Here is a 15,933-nt window from a genome sequence, read left to right on the forward strand (position 1 = left end):
TATTTCCTACCGATTTTCTAAAGCGTTATCTTTCTTGATTATCATAATATGTCTTATCTGCATATTTTCTATCATTTCCTTTTAGATAAGCTAATATTACTTTTGGGTTTTTAAATAAAGCCCAGTCTCCATATGTATCAAATCTCCTGCATGAAGTTATCATTCCATTTTTGATGGTACCGAATTTCTTATTATTTCGTTTTCCCCATTTTTTTAACCGTTTCGCAAAATCTGCATCTTCTGCCATAAGCATGTTTTCATTGAATCCGTTAATTGCCATAAAGTCTTTTTTATAACACCAAAAAATCCCTACAGATATAGCACCGTATTTAAAAAGTAGGGGGATTATAATGAAAATAGCAGAAAAGAATATTCCAAAAGAGATTCTTTCAAACTTCCCATTTACCCCACCACCAATGTATTTACCTGAAGCTAAATATTTATCTACATTAGATAACAAAGACTCTGTCATTATCGTATCGGCGTCTATAGTAACGATTATTTCTCCACTAGCTATTTTAACCCCTGCATTTCGAATTTTAGATAAGTTTTTATCGTTATTTTTTAATGTAATACAATGATAAGATTTTGCTATTTCCTCTGTTTGATCTGTGCAACGATTTAAAACAACTATGACCTCCGTTTGCTCTTTATATGCCTCTGATGCCTTTGCAATTGAATCTAAACATTTTCTAATGTATTTTTCTTCATTATGTGCAGGGATTATAATAGAAAACTTCACATCTTTTTTCAAATTGACTCCTGAAGATTCGTTTGTATCAGTCATAATATCCCCCTTATTTTATAAGGTAACTACCTACTATACATAAATTATATTAATATTTATTAGGTTATATTATAGAAACTGAAGGTAAAGAGGCTCTTACTATCGACGTTCAAAAGCAAGACGTACAGCAAGCCCCGTTAAAACACTTGCCATAAGCCAACACTGCACTCGTAACCACGTTGGGCGTGTGCCAAACCATTTCGCAATTTTACTTGCTGTACATACAATTAGAAGGTTAACTATAAAGCTAACAGTGATTTGCGTAAGGCCCAAAACTGCACCTTGAAAAAGTAACGATCCCTTCTCTGGATCTTCAAATTGAGGTAAAAGTGATACATACAAAATAGCAATCTTTGGATTGAGAAGATTAGTCATGAGTCCCATTAAAAATAATTTCCGTGGTAGTTCATTAGAAATCGTACGAGGTTCCATAATAGATGTAGCACCCGGTTTAATCGAATTCCAAGCTAGCCAGAGTAAGTAAGCAGCACCTGCCCACTTTACTGCTTCATATACAGTGGGAACAGCAAGGAATAGAACTGTAAGTCCAAACATAGTTGCAATTATATAGATTACAAATCCGAGCATGATGCCCAATAAAGAAATAAATCCCGCCATACGTCCCTGCGTAATGGAACGGGAAATGAGGTAAATCATATTAGGCCCAGGTGAACAAACCATGCTAAGCGAAACAATTGCAAAAGCTACCAAAGTACTCAAGCTAACCATAAACCTTCCCCCTTTATGTTACATAAAATTTCCTATTGTACATATTATCATGATCGAGGAAAGAAAAGATTAATATAAACCGATGCGGCTCAGTAATATTATCAGATCGAATGTAGTGTAATCACATATTTCTCATTCTCTTAAGTAAGAACTAAAAATAACCTATCCATAGTGACACTACAGCAACTACTAACAAAGCAAAACAAATTGTTATATTTCGAACCCACTTCTGAATATCATCAAAATAACGTTCTATAAATACAGCGTAAATATAAATCATAAGAAATAGAACAACGAAAGTAAAGGAACCTAATTTATCGTTAAATTTTTCATTGGTATATGTGCTTACATGAAGGAATAGAAAAACAAACATTACTATAAATAGCTCAAATATCCTTTTTTTATTCAACCCGTCACCACCTTACATTAATTCCCTTTTATTCCATTTTATCAGAACATAAAGTGCAGTAGCATATGAATAATTTATTTATGCCAAAAAGGCCAACAATGCAAGATTGTTAGCCTCTACTTCCCATATTCGTACCTTTTATCACTTTACTTCCTAACAACCGGAATCCACATTTCACCAAAAACTAAGCCGTTTCTTTGTCCCATCGCAACCGTTGTATTTGGCCCACCAACATAGGCAAAATCTTTTGCATCTGGTAAAGCTTGACCGAAGGCGATGCCAGTAAGCTTATTGCTTAGCTCTTCAGCAGTTTTGTCTTCTCCTTTCACTACTAAGTATTCTCCCTTCGGAAACTGGATCACTCTAGACTCTTCTTCTATTTGTGCTTCTGTCATGACACCAGCATAATACATCATCTTGTTATTCACCGCTTCACTCACAGAAAAAATGTATTCATTTGTAGCTAGAGCTTTTAAAGTGTCCAGCCTTCCATCTTCTTTAATAGCCGACCAAAAGCCTTCCTTTTCTTTATTTATTCCAGCAAAGTCTGTGTATTCGCTCTTAATTTCAGTTCCAATACCTAACACAATAAAGCTATCTTTTTCTTCTATCGTATAATTTTTCATATGCAAAACCTGCCTCTTTTTTTATTAATCAAACGATTTATCTTTTCATCTGATGAGTTTATAATATCTTTAAATCATGTCAAAAAATGATACTGTTTAGGAGACTCAAATGAAAAAAGTTGAACGGATTAATACAATTATGCGGTATATCAACAACCGCTCCCACTTTACAATTTCAGAAATCATACGAGAATTTAACATATCACGATCGACAGCTGTTAGAGACATTAGAGAAATTGAAGCTATGGGGATGCCACTTGTAGCAGAAGTCGGAAGAGCTGGTGGATATTGTGTTATGCATAACTCTATCTTACCCGTTGTTCGCTTTACTGATAACGAAGTGAAAGCTCTATTTATTGCCTTTATGGCTACAAGAAATCAACAACTTCCCTATCTCAAGAGTCGTCAATCTTTAGCCGAAAAACTACTAGGACTCATTTCAGAAACCCAGCAGGATGACCTTGTTCTTTTAAATCAACTCTTGCTTTTTGAAGGGACTAACCCACATAACCCTGATCTACTTGAGCTTTCTGACCTCCCCCATCCGATGTTAGAAAAACTCATCCAAATCCTTCTTTTGGATAGACATTTATTGATTACTGTCAAAGAAGAAGAGGAAATCCAATCTTATCCAATTTATCTATTACATCTTTATAAAGAAAAAAGCCATTGGATTATTGAAGGGTTTGATTTAAAAGAAGAAAAGAAGCTGCTGTTTCCTGTCGATGACCTTATCAATATCGAACCGTACACAACGAAAAAGAGGTTAAATAAGAAAAAGATTTTAGAAAAACTAAGTAAGAAAGACGAAGCAATTAACCTTGTATTTGAACTTGGCCCGAAAGCAATTGCCCAGTTCAAAAAATACCACCCTTTCAAAGTTTCAATATTTTACACAAACCCTTACCAATCCACAGCCATTTTAAAAACATTTATCAATGTTAACAATTCCGATGAAGTGACAGAGATAACAAATTGGCTACTTTTCCTAGGACAAGATATTACAATAAGGGAAATGCCTGAAGAAGTATTAAACGACTTACAAAAGCGGTTATGTTTATATTCCCCATAAGCAGTAATCGGTTAAACCTCAAAATATTGAGTTTCATTCGTTACCAGTTGCCCATATTTTTAAATACCTAGGGAAAACCGTGTATTTGCTATCAATGCTGAACGAATTTTCTAGGAATAATACAGCAAAAAGGTGTGAACTAACTTTTAGTCCACACCTTTTTATATTAGAGTTTACTATACATACATTAAATTGCTTGTTTAAGATTTGAATGTGGATTTGGTCCGTACTTATTCTCACCTTCATCACTTTCAATGATACAAAACACAAGTAGAACCGCTCCTCCAAATGGCACCAAATTTAATAGCTGCCACCATCCTGTTTTTCCACTATCATGTAATCGACGAGCTTCCACTGCCAGAGTAGGAACGATAAAAATTGCTATATATAGCAAGGTAATATTGGCTCTTAAATAAAAGGCAGACGAAGAATAAGAGGCCAAATATATTAATGACCAAAACGTAATCTTATTAAATAAAGTAAAAATCCAGTATTCTTTTCTCGTAGCTCTCCCACTAAATTTCGCATAGTTTTTGAGAGTATATAAATACCATCTCATTTGAACCTCTCCCTTTTCTATCCCCTAAACAACGAAGTTATACATTATATACCTTATAAGTATAAATATAACATCTTTTAGTTCTATTTTTATATAGAATATTCTGTTTATTTTTTACGAAGTGCTACATACCATACTTCAAGTCATGTGTATTCGATTTATTATTCTCCTATTCACTTTAAAACTACTACAATTAAGCGAAGTATGAATGTATGATTAAAGCACGGAAAATCTTCCCGTGCTTTTTCAAAAATATATATGATTTCGGACGATTTATTTCACTTACCCTAACTGACGTTTAAATGCTTTACTAGCGAAAAAGTAAGAAATGATCATGATACCTACGCACCAAGCGAGCGCAATCCAAATATCGTTACCAACAGTTCCTTCATATAATAAAGCACGAATCGCATTCACGATTGAGGTTACAGGCTGATTCTCAGCAAATGCACGAACAATTTTTGGCATCGTTTCAGTAGGTACGAAGGCTGAACTAATAAATGGAAGAAAAACGAGTGGGTACGAGTATGCTGTCGCTCCTTCCATAGACTTCGCTTTCAGCCCTGGAATGATAGCTAGCCATGTTAGCGATAACGTAAACATTCCTAGTATCCCAGCTACTGCAAGCCAATCTAGCATATTCGCACTGGAACGAAAGCCCATTAAGAGTGCAACAAGAATAACCACCACGATAGTAAGTACATTAGCAACAAGAGAGGTTAATACGTGAGCCCACAATATCGATGAGCGCTTAATAGGCATCGTAATGAAACGTGCCATCAGCCCACTCTTTACATCTGTAAATAGTCGAACGGAAGTGTAAGCTACACCGGATGCGATAGCCATTAGCAAAATTCCCGGCAATAAATAATTTACGTAGTTTTCCGTTCCTGTTTGTATTGCGCCGCCAAACACGTAGACAAATAATAGCATCATCATAATCGGTGTAATCGCTACCGTAATAATTGTATCCGGACTACGCATAATGTTACGCATTAAACGACCTAGTAATACCCCTGTTTTGCTTTTCATTTACATCTCCTCCTTTTTACCGATAATAGCAAGAAAAATCTCTTCCAATGTCGGCTGCTTCTCGATATACTCCACTTTAGCTGGTGGGAACATCTCTTTCAGTTCAGTAAGAGTACCTGTCGTAATAATTTTTCCGCCATGTAAAATAGCGATACGGTCCGCCAGTTGTTCTGCTTCCTCCAAGTACTGAGTCGTAAGCAAAATCGTTGTGCCGCTACCAGCAAGTTCCTTCACTGTATCCCAAACTTCAATCCGCGCTTCAGGATCAAGCCCTGTCGTCGGTTCGTCAAGAAAAATAACTGCTGGCGCCCCAATCAAACTCATGGCGATATCAAGTCGGCGCTTCATCCCTCCTGAATATTGCTCTGCCCTCTGATTAGCTGCACCAGTCAAGCTAAATCTCTCAAGCAAATTGTCAGCGACTTGTGCAGGATTGGAAACTCCGCGTAACTTAGCAACCATTATCAAGTTTTCTCTCCCAGTGAGCATACCGTCTAAAGCTGCGAACTGCCCTGTCAAGCTGATACTTTGGCGAACATAATCTGGTTGGCGCTTGATATCAAATCCGCAAATACTTACTTCACCACCATCTTGCTTCAGTAGCGTCGAAAGGACGTTGACCGTTGTCGTCTTTCCAGCTCCATTTGAGCCTAGCAGCGCGAAAATTTCTCCACGCTGCACCTCAAAATCTACCCCTTTTAAAACTTCCTTGTCTTTAAAGGATTTTTTCAAGCCTTTTACAGAAATCGCTACATTGCTCATACTTTTTCCCCCTTATAAAAATAGATTACCTACACCCTCTATTTAGTAACACTGATATTCTGTATTACTTAGTAGCGGTTTAAAAATATAACTGAATAGCGATGGCGGCAGTTCACATTTGTAACCAGCTAATCAGTCGGTATTACGTATTGCATTTATTTTTTTCTCAATTTCTTCATAATACTTTCATTTAAATCTTCACGATACTTAGAGACATACGTTTTAGCGTTTGCCACTAGTTCATCAGCAAAGGATGCTACGTCCTCCCCAGTAATGTCAAGCACTTGTCTTCCTTCCGCTGCACCCGCTTCGAACAAATCGATTAATTCATACTGTATGTGTAACATATCCATCCCGTTACCCGCTGAGAAATTCCACATGTAGTTTTGAATCTTCTTAAATACAAATTGGTAGTCCTCTGGCAGAGCCTCAACTCGTGCCATCATCATTTTGTACTCTTTTTTATCACCAATTAACTTTTTGAACATTTCTAACATCTTATTTTCCTCCTTTTTTATAAAGCAGAACAAGAAACTCTCCAAATATGAGCCGGAACATTTTATATTATGAAGCTAGTTTGACTTCAAGACGTTAATTTTTGACGATACAAAATCCCATTTTTTCCAAAACAATTCAAGTTCCTGACGTCCAGCTTCATTTAATGAATAAAACTTACGAGGCGGTCCCATATCTGATGGTTTCTTTTCAATATTCACAAGCTTTTTCTTCTCTAATCGTACGAGGATGGTATACACCGTACCTTCCACGACTTCAGTAAACCCAAGATCATTCAGGTGACGTGTAATCTCATAGCCATACGTTTCACGGCGGCTAATGATTTCCAGCACACACCCTTCCAGTGAACCTTTCAGCATTTCAGTTAAATTTTCCATGTTCTGATCCTCCTTTACCCCCTATTCTGTCTGACTTATATTCAGTATTACAGAGTACTAAGGCGATTTTTTTACCGAATAGTTTTTGTTAATCCGAACTATTCCGTATCACTTATTACATCTACATTGTATGACTAAGTAGATGTAGATGTCAACTGATTTTCAAAATTTTTCTAAAATCCGCTATTACCTATTGTCTACTGAAAATTTTTTGAGAAACAACACTACTCAGTATCACCTATTACGACTACATTGTATGACTGAGTAGTTGTAAATGTCAACTCGATTTTTATATTTTTCTAAAATCAACTGATACAGTCGATTTTTTTAAAAAGAAATTTCATCACATACCTATCCCTAGAAAAGAAAATACCCCAAAACAAATATGCTACATTTTGTTTTGGGGCGCTATAGACTAGCGATTCTTATTCATAAAGACCGATTATCCTTTTTGTTACGATAACATCATATCCATATCTTCTGCTGCAGTTGTAATTAGTTTTAAACCGAATGTTTCTTGTAATACATCAAGTACGCCAGATGAAATAAATTCAGGCGCCTTTGGACCGATGCGAATATCTTGAATACCAAGACTAAATAGTCCAAGTAAAATGGCAACCGCTTTTTGTTCAAACCATGATAGGACAATACTTACTGGCAATTCGTTCACTTCACATTGGAAAGCATCAGCTAATGCAGTCGCTATTTTCACTGTAGAAATGGAATTATTACATTGTCCTAAATCAATGTAACGTGGAATCCCCGTACCAGGTACAACACCGTAATCCACATCATTAAAGCGGAATTTCCCGCAAGAAGTCGTTAAAATAACCGTTTCTGGAGGAAGTGACGTTGCTAATTCACGATAATATTCTCCACCTTTTCCCGGTGCATCACAACCGGCGATAACAAAGAAACGCTTAATCTTTCCTTCTTGTACTGCCTCAATAATTTCTGGGGCTAATGATAATACTGTATGATGATGGAACCCTGTTACTAACTGTTCATCCGATTCCATATGTACTTCTGGAAGTTCTAGCGCTTTTTGAATCAATGGTGCAAAATCATCATTTTCAATTTTTTCTACGCCCTCTAAACCTGCAATATCATACGAAAAGAATCGATCAGAGTATGATCCTTTAATTGGCATAACACAATTCGTTGTCGCTAATATGGCGCCTGTAAATTTTTCGAAAAGACGTCTTTGATCATACCATGCCTTACCAATGTTCCCTTTTAAATGCTTATATTTTTTCAGCTGCGGATAACCGTGCGCTGGTAGCATTTCAGAATGCGTATAAATATTAATTCCTTTTCCTTCCGTTTGCTTTAATAGTTCTTCTAATGCAAATAAATTATGGCCTGTAACTACAATAGCTTTACCCTCTACATGGTTTTGTGTAATTTGAACAGGCTCTGGCACACCAAAGTGATTCGTATGTGCCTCATCTAACAACTCCATTACTCGTAAAGCTGATTTCCCAACTTTCATAGCCATATCAATATGTTCTTGTTCATTAAAATTAGAATTTGTTAATGTCATGTACAGTGCTTCTTGCGTCGTAGCATCTACAAAAGCATCCGTATATCCTAGCTGAGCAGCATGCGTACGATAGGCAGCAATTCCTTTTAATCCAAACACAATCGTATCTTGTAAACTTGCAATTGTTTCATTTTTACCGCAAACACCTATTACTTTACATCCGCCTGTTGGCGTTTGTTCACATTGATAACAAAACATATCATCCCACCCTCTCCCAATGATTGCTTACAAACTAAGGATAATACCCATTGAGAAAAAAGGATGTGATATCAATCACAATAATATATAAGAATTTGTGACAGTTCACATTGTCGACATAATATTTTTACTGTATCCTGATATTCATACTTGCACATGATTTATTTGCATCATATATCGGTGCACTTTTAAGGAATACAAATATCATATCCACCTAACATTTCACAAATTTTTCCTTACTAATGGTACAATTAAAGTTATGGAGGGACAATATGATGGTATATATGATGTTTTATTACGGAATACTGTTTCTTATACTTGGTATTGCAGTATTTCTGTTTATTATGGCTGGGTCACGAAAAATTAGGAATAAAAATCTTTCATTCGTATTGATCGGTTTAGGGATAAATATACTTGCAAGTCCAATGGCACTTTTTATAGGGGGGATGGCAACAGATTCTCCATATAGTACTGCACTTGATTTTTGGAAAGGATTTTTCTTTATTCAAGGAATACCTCTTTTCTTACTACTTATAGCTTTCGTTTGGTGGTTTATTCGCCCGCCAAAAGTAACAGTTCAAACGAGTATTGAAAAAGACCTTGAACAAGATAGTAAAAGCACTAAGAAAAAAAGAAAACGAATCCGGCCAATTACTGCCTTACGTATTGTAATTTCGATTATTTTAGTAGTAGGCTGTTTGTCTTACATTTTGTATTTACAGGACATTACACTAAAAAAAAGTCATTCTCCAAATAATAAAAATACGATTAAAGTAGTGAAAATAGATTCAGACTCTTCTCATGGTTCCTCTCCCGTCAGAATTAAATACGGCTTATGGGAACATTTTGACATAAGTATTGCAAATGAGGGAGAACGTCTCGATTCCTCAAACGTTTTCGTAGATTGGAAAAACGATTATGAAGCAACGATAACACTAAGAGGAAAAGAATCCGTACCTGAAGTTGTGGAATTTAACATATCAAATAAATCCAATGGTCCTATTTTTAAGAAGGTACAAAAAGTGGTCAGTTCCTTTACCTTTGAAAAAAGTGAATCTCCAAATCTCATAAATATTATCGAGCTTAGAGAAACAATAAAATCAAAAGGACCAAGCCCCACTTCAACTGTAAGAATCTATTATGGGAAAAGAGGTAGCATTTTAGAAAAATATAAAGAGGTCACTCTTAAGGAAATGTATACGACAGACAACTTCAATATCAATTGGAGAAACGATGAACAAGTGCAGGTAGAAGTTATAGAGGAAAATGTAGTAACAACTAGCATCTTGATTGATTTATCAAAATGAATCTATTTTTCACATTTTATAACTGTGTTCTATACGACACACGAGAGATACATAGTATTTATAAATTAAAGATTTATAGTCATGATAAACCACCCTTTCCTTTACAATATATTTACACTATCTTTACATTGTTTACATTATTTATATGATATATTTATATAGAATCTACTTAATAAATTTCATGTACATTGTTATCTTTATAATCTTATTATCCGATTGATAAAAGATTATGTTTATATTTTTATACCAGGGGTGAATGATAATGACTGAAACTTTAAAAACACTTATAATGCTTGATGCTACTTACGTTGTTATAGCAATTATGACAGTATTGGTATTTGTATACTTGGAATTAAAATCTCAGTAACATATGCAGACTTCGCATTTAAATATAGTTAGAAAAAAGTGAGGAGAAAATTGTTTCTCCTCGCTTTTCTATTCCCACAGTTTTTTATTTCAACAAATCCAATGTATGTAAAAGTAAACCTTTGCCCCCCACTTCTCCATGACCGGGCACTACTACACTTATGTTTCCATATCGCTTCAGCACACTCTCAATCGATGTAGACCATTCATTTACATAAGCATCAGCAACGTTTCCTAAATCTTTCGCGGACGTAGATTTCACTAAACAGCCTCCAACTAAAATATTGTATTGCGGTAACCATACGACGATATTATCTTCTGTATGTCCTTTCCCTGGGTAAAATGTTTCTACTTTCATATTTCCAAACTTCAAATTTGTAATGGTTTGTAAATCACCAAGCGGTTCTTCATATCCATTTTTCTTTGCTAGTTCTGCAGTCAATGCCGTACTATGCGCTTTAATGCCTCTGTCTTTCAATGTTTTAATTCCGCCAATACGATCAGCGTGTGCATGTGTAATAATGACATCTGTTACGCGTTTCTTAAATTTCTTTTCTACCATTTCTATTAGTTCCTTCGTTAACTTGTCATCCCAAGAAGAATCAACAAGTACTAACCCTTTAGAAGTAGTAAGAACTAAACCGTTCGAAGGAACTGCTTCCCCGTTAAAATAACCTACCTCCGTATGAACCCATACATTTTTGTTTAACTGAGAAATTGAAATAGTTCCTGTCTCATTTTTTATTATTTTTTGCTCTAGCGTATGTTCCGCTTTCACAGAAGAAACTGTACTAACCAGTTGAGTTGTTCCTAGTAAACTAACACATACCCCTACTTTTAATAATGTATTTTTCATTTTCTCCACCCTTTCTTTCAAACGAAATAGTTATTACCTATAATAGACAATTCATCTCAAATGTTTGTTCCATCTTTTTTTGCATATTTTTCATACCATTAATAAAAAGCGCACAAATTTTGTACGCTTTAAAACTTAATCTTTTATTCCGTAATTCTCAAACTCTTCCTCGTTCCCATAAAGTGAAACTTTAATCAGTGGGGGGTGTTCATCCCCCCACTGGTTATTAGTTGAACCAATCGGACGTTTACGGACAGTTGATCTCCCACCTAACTTCTTTGCTTCAACTGAATTTTGAGGTGGGAGTTTTACTGTCCGTTAACGTGGGATAAAATACATTCAAATCAATATACTTTTCTTTTCCATTATAACCATTTAATCTCCCCTGGTTCGTGTATTGCCAAAACGTCCATTTTCTCTCTTCAGATAAACTCGGTTTTGTAAAGACACTACGAATCTATATATCACATTGGGAATACGCATTACCATTCACGTTTTTTATTAATCCTCATTTTTTCTTCAAATGCCTTCTCTAAATCAATGTCTAACTTGTTTGCTAAGTCACATACGTTCCAAATAACATCAAACATTTCTAAACCAATCTCTCTTTTCGAATCTTGTATTTTATCACGCTTTAATATAACTTCCGCTAATTCACCCAATTCCGCCATCGTATACATCGTACGCTCTTCAATTGTTGTATCTTGAAATCCTTTTTCTTTACTGAAATTTGATACATATCTCTGGAATTCCACAATATTCATACTTAATCTCCCTTCATGATACATACTACATTTTCTATTACACTTATATTTTGTTAAATTATAACATTCATACTATAATTTATTTATAACCCTTTAATGGAGGTGTTTTCAATGACTCTCTTCGCTTCCCCATCATTATTCATTCTTGCAATTATTTCATTTGCACTAGCTTATTTTATCGGAGTTAAACAATACACTTGGCTCTTATCAGGATTCAATGAACGCCGTGTGCCAAATAAAGATAAGTTATCAAAAATAGTTGGTCTTTATAATTTAATTGCCGGTGTTATCGCCACAATTGGTAGTGTCTTCACTACTCCTAATGTCAAAATCTTATTTCCTATCATTATAATTGGCCACGTTATAATCGCTGCTTATGTAAATACACGCATGGTGCATTGAAAAAAGATCATCCAAATGGATGATCTTTTTTATAATTTATCAACATATTGCTTCGCTTCTAGTAAAGAAAAACCAAAAGCCTCTCTTACTCTTTTAACTGCTGTAACTGTTTTTCCTTCTTCCATAAGCTGGCGCAACTCTTTATTAATTTCAGGTTCTCTATCTATAATTCCCATTTCTTTCGTAATTAGCTGTAATCTATCTTCCATCCTCTTTAAACGTGCATCCGTTTTCTTTTCGATTCTATTTAATTTTTCAACAATATAAATAAACCCAAAGACCGCTATCGGTATGATCATCCAAAATTCCATGACTATCCCCCTATTAGCTTTCATTTGTTTTATTTCATTATCTTATGTAAATTTTACCACAAAACACATTTAATGTATAATAGTAATATACAACAATGTTGATAAAACCTTTTATTTTAGGGGGACACTTTATGAAAAGATTTTTAAATACGTTGCTACAATTTGTAGTTCTTTCAATTGCACTACATTTATTATTTGATATCGTTGGCTGGCTTGTTTTCAATGCGCCAATTCAAAATAAACAAGTTATCATTTCCTTACTAACAGCCTCATGGTTAATGTACATGTACCGAGATAAATTTTTTAAAACATTCGCTTCGAATAAAGTGAAACTTTAATCAGTGGGGGTTTTCTTCATCCCCCACTGATTATTAGTTGAACCAATCGGACTTTTATGGGCAGTTGATCCCCCACCTAACTTCTTTGCTTTCGCTGAATTTTGAGGTGGGGGTCTTACTGCCCATTAAAGCGGGATTAACTAAAAAAACTTCATCAATAAAAGATGAAGTTTTTTCTTTTTCTCTCTATTTACTACTGTATAATAGAACTAACATTCTGTCTTTTTAAGAAAGGAGTCACTATGAACTTAAAAAGTAACAATATATACGAAAAAATGAACCAATATTCCGTTGCAGGTTTAAGCCTTGCTATTATACGTGATGGCAAACTAGACGAAACGATTGCCTTTGGAACGCTTGAATCTAGAACAACTAGAACTGTCACTACGAATTCTATATTCAACTCTTGTTCAATTAGTAAATTCATCACTACAATGCTCGTACTAACGTTATCAAATCAAGAAATCATACATTTAGATGAAGACATAAATGATAGACTCACATCTTGGAACATACCTACCAACCTATTTACCTCACAGAAAAAAGTCACCCTGCGAAATTTATTAAGTCACCAATCTGGAATTATTGATCCTCCTAATAGTTTTGGACATTATACATTTGCACAAGGGCGACCAAACATGTCTGAACTCCTTGCCGGTAAAACATCCTATTGTTCAGTACCGATAGAAATAACTTATAAGCCACAAAGTGAATTTCACTACTCTGATGCAAACTTTTGTATTATCGAATTACTACTTGAAGATATAACTGGAAAACCATTTAACCTTTTACTTGAAGAATACATCTTTCAGCCACTGCAACTGAAAAATAGTATGCTATTCCCTCCTGAAGATATAAATAAAATAGAGGCCTTTGCTTGTGGGCATAATAAGGATGGGATTGTCACAGATGAAAAATATCCATTTTATCCCTTCGCAGCTGCTTCAGGTATTTGGACAACACCAACAGACTTATCAACTTTAGTAATTGAAATCATTCATTCCTTACAAGGAAAGGGAAAGGGAAAACTAAAACTTTCTCAAAAAACAGTACAAGATATGATTTCACCTCAAGGTTGCTCAAAATGGACTGGATTAGGGGTTTTTCTAGATAATTCTAATGAAGACTTACAAATATATTCACTTGGATGGGGCGTTGGATTTCAATGTATGATGGTTTGTTATCCACACCGAGGTAATGGTGCCATTATTATGACGAACACTGACGTAGGCGTTCATCAAATGGAAGGAATTATTGGTGAAGTGTTAAAAACGTTATCCTTATAATGAAAAGAAAGAAGCTGTCCCTTCCAGCTTCTTCCTTTATATAATATTTTTCGCAACAATTTTTATATGTTCTGGTGCAATAATCTCCGTTATACTTTCTTGGAAATCTTCCTGCAACATTTCTTCAATATGTTCTAGCTGCACTTCAACATGTGTGCATTCTAAATTATGTATATTTAATAGTGCATAATGATCCTTTTTCTTAATTACTAAATATTGATTTTCCTCTGTTACAAGCACAGAACCTAATCGTACTCCTAGTAGGCGTTGATCATCAAACTTCACAACCATTCCCCCTTACTTTATATGTAATAAAATAACATTTTATGTAATCTACTCTTTATAAACTATATCATAATTTATTAAAATATAAATATCATATTTCTTTTTACTAAAAACCCCCTATTCTTTTATATATTTCGATACAAAAAACTTTCTCAACATAAAATTAGAATTTTCAGTTTTTATTCTTATGAAAATCAATTATAATAAAGTTAATAAATGTTTGACCTCTCCTAATTCATGTACATATGGATGATCAGTAGTCGCTGCTACTGATCTATTTTTTTGATTTCAGAAAGTAAATGCGATGCATCCTTTCCTACACCACAAATAAGTGCAGAGCCCCTTTGAGATTGCCAAGGTAAACCGATGTAATATAATCCCTTTACTGGACTTATCCCCTTTACATGATTAGGAAATCCTTTCTCATTCACTGCCTTTTCTATTTCAATCCATTTATAGTTCTGAATAAAACCAGTTGACCATATAATGCTTCCTCCGCTATACGTGCCACCATTTTGAAACATAATGCCATTTTCTGATGCATGAACCACTTTTTCCTCTAGTTTAATTGCTCTATTACGAATAAGTTCTTTGCCTTCAAAACCAAAAATAGGATCCTTTCTCTTCTGAAACCATTTTCCCCTCTTAGTATTTACTTCGGCGTACAATAAACCTAATGTTTCTAACCAATTAAAAATGCTTTTTCTAAAAAGACGTAACGGTAAAAATGTTAAAGGGTGGCTGATAGACATTGTAACTTCATGAGTTTTTGCAAGTTCTACTGCAATTTGCATTCCTGAATTCCCGCCACCTACTACGAGTACTTTCCCCTTAGGAATTTGTGATGGTGATTTATATTGTGATGAATGTATTTGAAAAACATGCGATGAAAGATGTTGTGAAAATGAGGGGATGTATGGTTGCTGAAAACCACCTGTTGCGATAACAACCTTTTTTGATTGTAAAACTTCTGTAGGAGTATGTAATTCGAATATATCTTTTTCTTTTTTTATTTTTAAAACTTCGGTTTGCAATTGGATCGGTAATGTAAAGTGTCTTGCATATTCTTCTAAATATGTTGCCATTTCATCTTTACATGGAAATCCCTTTCCTTCTCCTTTTACCACTATACCTGGTAAACTACTATATTCTCTCGGTGTGAAGAGCTGTAAAGAATCATATCTGTTTCTCCATGAATCCCCAATTCGGTTTCCTGCCTCAAGTAATAAAAAATTATATCCTTCTTGCTTCAAGTAATATCCCATAGCTAATCCAGCTTGACCAGCTCCAACTATTAATACATCTAACAACGCTTCATTCTCCTTTCTAAAACAAACATATGAATATATACTCATACGTTTTTCTTCATCATACAATTTATTTTTCTGTAAATCCACTACTATACTTC

At 34.7% G+C, this 15,933-nt stretch carries 20 protein-coding genes and 1 pseudogene; 5 read left to right on the plus strand and 16 right to left on the minus strand.

Annotation, left to right across the window (positions count from 1 at the left end; translation table 11 throughout):
• Positions 1 to 25 precede the first annotated feature (25 nt).
• The 4 genes from ACZ76X_RS04460 to ACZ76X_RS04475 form a co-directional block, all read right to left on the minus strand.
• On the minus strand, positions 26 to 787 hold the full coding sequence (locus tag ACZ76X_RS04460) for a glycosyltransferase family 2 protein (protein ID WP_001969207.1): 762 nt from the start codon (positions 785 to 787) through the stop codon (positions 26 to 28).
• A gap of 99 nt (positions 788 to 886) precedes the next feature.
• A complete protein-coding gene (locus ACZ76X_RS04465) occupies positions 887 to 1,516 on the minus strand; it encodes a LysE family translocator (RefSeq protein ID WP_479849687.1) in 630 nt (209 codons plus the stop codon).
• Between the two features lie 151 nt (positions 1,517 to 1,667).
• Positions 1,668 to 1,925: a DUF3963 domain-containing protein gene (locus ACZ76X_RS04470; protein WP_163254273.1), complete on the minus strand. Its 258-nt coding sequence runs from the start codon at positions 1,923 to 1,925 to the stop codon at positions 1,668 to 1,670.
• A gap of 146 nt (positions 1,926 to 2,071) precedes the next feature.
• Complete coding sequence (locus ACZ76X_RS04475) at positions 2,072 to 2,551, minus strand: GyrI-like domain-containing protein (protein ID WP_098254461.1); 480 nt, start codon at positions 2,549 to 2,551, stop codon at positions 2,072 to 2,074.
• Between the two features lie 109 nt (positions 2,552 to 2,660).
• Between ACZ76X_RS04475 and ACZ76X_RS04480 the strand changes: the two genes are divergently transcribed.
• Positions 2,661 to 3,623, plus strand: a complete 963-nt coding sequence (locus ACZ76X_RS04480; RefSeq protein WP_479849688.1) for a helix-turn-helix transcriptional regulator — start codon at positions 2,661 to 2,663, stop codon at positions 3,621 to 3,623.
• Positions 3,624 to 3,810: 187 nt separating this feature from the next.
• Here ACZ76X_RS04480 and ACZ76X_RS04485 read toward each other — a convergent pair whose 3' ends face one another.
• From ACZ76X_RS04485 to hcp, 6 genes are all read right to left on the minus strand, one after another.
• On the minus strand, positions 3,811 to 4,182 hold the full coding sequence (locus ACZ76X_RS04485) for a DUF805 domain-containing protein (RefSeq protein WP_001267895.1): 372 nt from the start codon (positions 4,180 to 4,182) through the stop codon (positions 3,811 to 3,813).
• A 282-nt stretch (positions 4,183 to 4,464) separates the two neighbouring features.
• The gene (locus ACZ76X_RS04490) at positions 4,465 to 5,214 is read right to left on the minus strand and encodes an ABC transporter permease (protein WP_000837837.1); all 750 of its coding nucleotides are present in this window, start codon (positions 5,212 to 5,214) and stop codon (positions 4,465 to 4,467) included.
• Complete coding sequence (locus ACZ76X_RS04495) at positions 5,215 to 5,976, minus strand: ABC transporter ATP-binding protein (protein WP_479849689.1); 762 nt, start codon at positions 5,974 to 5,976, stop codon at positions 5,215 to 5,217.
• A gap of 155 nt (positions 5,977 to 6,131) precedes the next feature.
• Positions 6,132 to 6,473 (minus strand): DUF1048 domain-containing protein, encoded by a 342-nt coding sequence (locus ACZ76X_RS04500; protein ID WP_001969217.1) that lies wholly within the window; start codon positions 6,471 to 6,473, stop codon positions 6,132 to 6,134.
• A gap of 75 nt (positions 6,474 to 6,548) precedes the next feature.
• Entirely contained in the window at positions 6,549 to 6,869 is a 321-nt protein-coding gene (locus ACZ76X_RS04505) for a PadR family transcriptional regulator (RefSeq protein WP_000429483.1), read from the minus strand.
• 454 nt (positions 6,870 to 7,323) lie between these two features.
• Positions 7,324 to 8,610 (minus strand): hydroxylamine reductase, encoded by a 1,287-nt coding sequence (gene hcp / locus ACZ76X_RS04510; RefSeq protein ID WP_033692232.1) that lies wholly within the window; start codon positions 8,608 to 8,610, stop codon positions 7,324 to 7,326.
• Between the two features lie 275 nt (positions 8,611 to 8,885).
• Here hcp and ACZ76X_RS04515 point away from each other — a divergent pair, with 275 nt between their 5' ends.
• The gene (locus ACZ76X_RS04515; RefSeq protein WP_479849872.1) at positions 8,886 to 9,917 is read left to right on the plus strand and encodes a hypothetical protein; all 1,032 of its coding nucleotides are present in this window, start codon (positions 8,886 to 8,888) and stop codon (positions 9,915 to 9,917) included.
• Between the two features lie 451 nt (positions 9,918 to 10,368).
• Here the strand turns inward: ACZ76X_RS04515 and bla2 are convergent, their stop codons facing one another.
• The 3 genes and pseudogenes from bla2 to ACZ76X_RS04530 form a co-directional block, all read right to left on the minus strand.
• Positions 10,369 to 11,139, minus strand: coding sequence for a BcII family subclass B1 metallo-beta-lactamase (gene bla2 / locus ACZ76X_RS04520; protein ID WP_479849690.1), 771 nt, complete (start codon positions 11,137 to 11,139; stop codon positions 10,369 to 10,371).
• Between the two features lie 283 nt (positions 11,140 to 11,422).
• A pseudogene (locus tag ACZ76X_RS04525) lies at positions 11,423 to 11,623 on the minus strand (hypothetical protein); the annotation flags it as partial.
• A complete protein-coding gene (locus ACZ76X_RS04530) occupies positions 11,622 to 11,903 on the minus strand; it encodes a MazG nucleotide pyrophosphohydrolase domain-containing protein (protein WP_479849691.1) in 282 nt (93 codons plus the stop codon). The gene ACZ76X_RS04530 and the pseudogene ACZ76X_RS04525, both read right to left, overlap by 2 nt.
• Before the next feature lie 111 nt (positions 11,904 to 12,014).
• On the opposite strand from ACZ76X_RS04530, the gene ACZ76X_RS04535 reads away from it, so the two are divergent.
• Positions 12,015 to 12,305, plus strand: coding sequence for a DUF3784 domain-containing protein (locus ACZ76X_RS04535; RefSeq protein WP_097889798.1), 291 nt, complete (start codon positions 12,015 to 12,017; stop codon positions 12,303 to 12,305).
• A 29-nt stretch (positions 12,306 to 12,334) separates the two neighbouring features.
• Here ACZ76X_RS04535 and ACZ76X_RS04540 read toward each other — a convergent pair whose 3' ends face one another.
• A complete protein-coding gene (locus tag ACZ76X_RS04540; RefSeq protein ID WP_262787228.1) occupies positions 12,335 to 12,616 on the minus strand; it encodes a hypothetical protein in 282 nt (93 codons plus the stop codon).
• Between the two features lie 131 nt (positions 12,617 to 12,747).
• Here ACZ76X_RS04540 and ACZ76X_RS04545 point away from each other — a divergent pair, with 131 nt between their 5' ends.
• Both ACZ76X_RS04545 and ACZ76X_RS04550 read left to right on the plus strand, forming a co-directional pair.
• A complete protein-coding gene (locus ACZ76X_RS04545) occupies positions 12,748 to 12,954 on the plus strand; it encodes a hypothetical protein (protein WP_479849692.1) in 207 nt (68 codons plus the stop codon).
• A gap of 242 nt (positions 12,955 to 13,196) precedes the next feature.
• Positions 13,197 to 14,240, plus strand: coding sequence for a serine hydrolase domain-containing protein (locus tag ACZ76X_RS04550; protein WP_479849693.1), 1,044 nt, complete (start codon positions 13,197 to 13,199; stop codon positions 14,238 to 14,240).
• Between the two features lie 36 nt (positions 14,241 to 14,276).
• Here ACZ76X_RS04550 and ACZ76X_RS04555 read toward each other — a convergent pair whose 3' ends face one another.
• Positions 14,277 to 14,525 (minus strand): hypothetical protein, encoded by a 249-nt coding sequence (locus ACZ76X_RS04555; RefSeq protein ID WP_063262580.1) that lies wholly within the window; start codon positions 14,523 to 14,525, stop codon positions 14,277 to 14,279.
• Positions 14,526 to 14,791: 266 nt separating this feature from the next.
• Complete coding sequence (locus tag ACZ76X_RS04560; protein WP_479849873.1) at positions 14,792 to 15,880, minus strand: flavin-containing monooxygenase; 1,089 nt, start codon at positions 15,878 to 15,880, stop codon at positions 14,792 to 14,794.
• Positions 15,881 to 15,933 lie beyond the last annotated feature (53 nt).

It is taken from the genome of Bacillus sp. BC05(2025), from assembly GCF_056725905.1.

What these genes read in the sequence shown, in the direction of transcription:
- ACZ76X_RS04495 (WP_479849689.1), bottom strand. Translation starts at nt 5,976, where the DNA reads ATGAGCAATGTAGCGATTTCTGTAAAAGGCTTGAAAAAATCCTTTAAA.
- ACZ76X_RS04500 (WP_001969217.1), bottom strand. Translation starts at nt 6,473, where the DNA reads ATGTTAGAAATGTTCAAAAAGTTAATTGGTGATAAAAAAGAGTACAAA.
- ACZ76X_RS04515 (WP_479849872.1), top strand. Translation starts at nt 8,886, where the DNA reads ATGGTATATATGATGTTTTATTACGGAATACTGTTTCTTATACTTGGT.
- ACZ76X_RS04540 (WP_262787228.1), bottom strand. Translation starts at nt 12,616, where the DNA reads ATGGAATTTTGGATGATCATACCGATAGCGGTCTTTGGGTTTATTTAT.
- ACZ76X_RS04530 (WP_479849691.1), bottom strand. Translation starts at nt 11,903, where the DNA reads ATGAATATTGTGGAATTCCAGAGATATGTATCAAATTTCAGTAAAGAA.
- ACZ76X_RS04560 (WP_479849873.1), bottom strand. Translation starts at nt 15,880, where the DNA reads ATGAGTATATATTCATATGTTTGTTTTAGAAAGGAGAATGAAGCGTTG.
- ACZ76X_RS04460 (WP_001969207.1), bottom strand. Translation starts at nt 787, where the DNA reads ATGACTGATACAAACGAATCTTCAGGAGTCAATTTGAAAAAAGATGTG.
- ACZ76X_RS04485 (WP_001267895.1), bottom strand. Translation starts at nt 4,182, where the DNA reads ATGAGATGGTATTTATATACTCTCAAAAACTATGCGAAATTTAGTGGG.
- ACZ76X_RS04545 (WP_479849692.1), top strand. Translation starts at nt 12,748, where the DNA reads ATGAAAAGATTTTTAAATACGTTGCTACAATTTGTAGTTCTTTCAATT.
- ACZ76X_RS04535 (WP_097889798.1), top strand. Translation starts at nt 12,015, where the DNA reads ATGACTCTCTTCGCTTCCCCATCATTATTCATTCTTGCAATTATTTCA.
- ACZ76X_RS04475 (WP_098254461.1), bottom strand. Translation starts at nt 2,551, where the DNA reads ATGAAAAATTATACGATAGAAGAAAAAGATAGCTTTATTGTGTTAGGT.
- ACZ76X_RS04480 (WP_479849688.1), top strand. Translation starts at nt 2,661, where the DNA reads ATGAAAAAAGTTGAACGGATTAATACAATTATGCGGTATATCAACAAC.
- ACZ76X_RS04490 (WP_000837837.1), bottom strand. Translation starts at nt 5,214, where the DNA reads ATGAAAAGCAAAACAGGGGTATTACTAGGTCGTTTAATGCGTAACATT.
- bla2 (WP_479849690.1), bottom strand. Translation starts at nt 11,139, where the DNA reads ATGAAAAATACATTATTAAAAGTAGGGGTATGTGTTAGTTTACTAGGA.
- ACZ76X_RS04465 (WP_479849687.1), bottom strand. Translation starts at nt 1,516, where the DNA reads ATGGTTAGCTTGAGTACTTTGGTAGCTTTTGCAATTGTTTCGCTTAGC.
- hcp (WP_033692232.1), bottom strand. Translation starts at nt 8,610, where the DNA reads ATGTTTTGTTATCAATGTGAACAAACGCCAACAGGCGGATGTAAAGTA.
- ACZ76X_RS04505 (WP_000429483.1), bottom strand. Translation starts at nt 6,869, where the DNA reads ATGGAAAATTTAACTGAAATGCTGAAAGGTTCACTGGAAGGGTGTGTG.
- ACZ76X_RS04550 (WP_479849693.1), top strand. Translation starts at nt 13,197, where the DNA reads ATGAACTTAAAAAGTAACAATATATACGAAAAAATGAACCAATATTCC.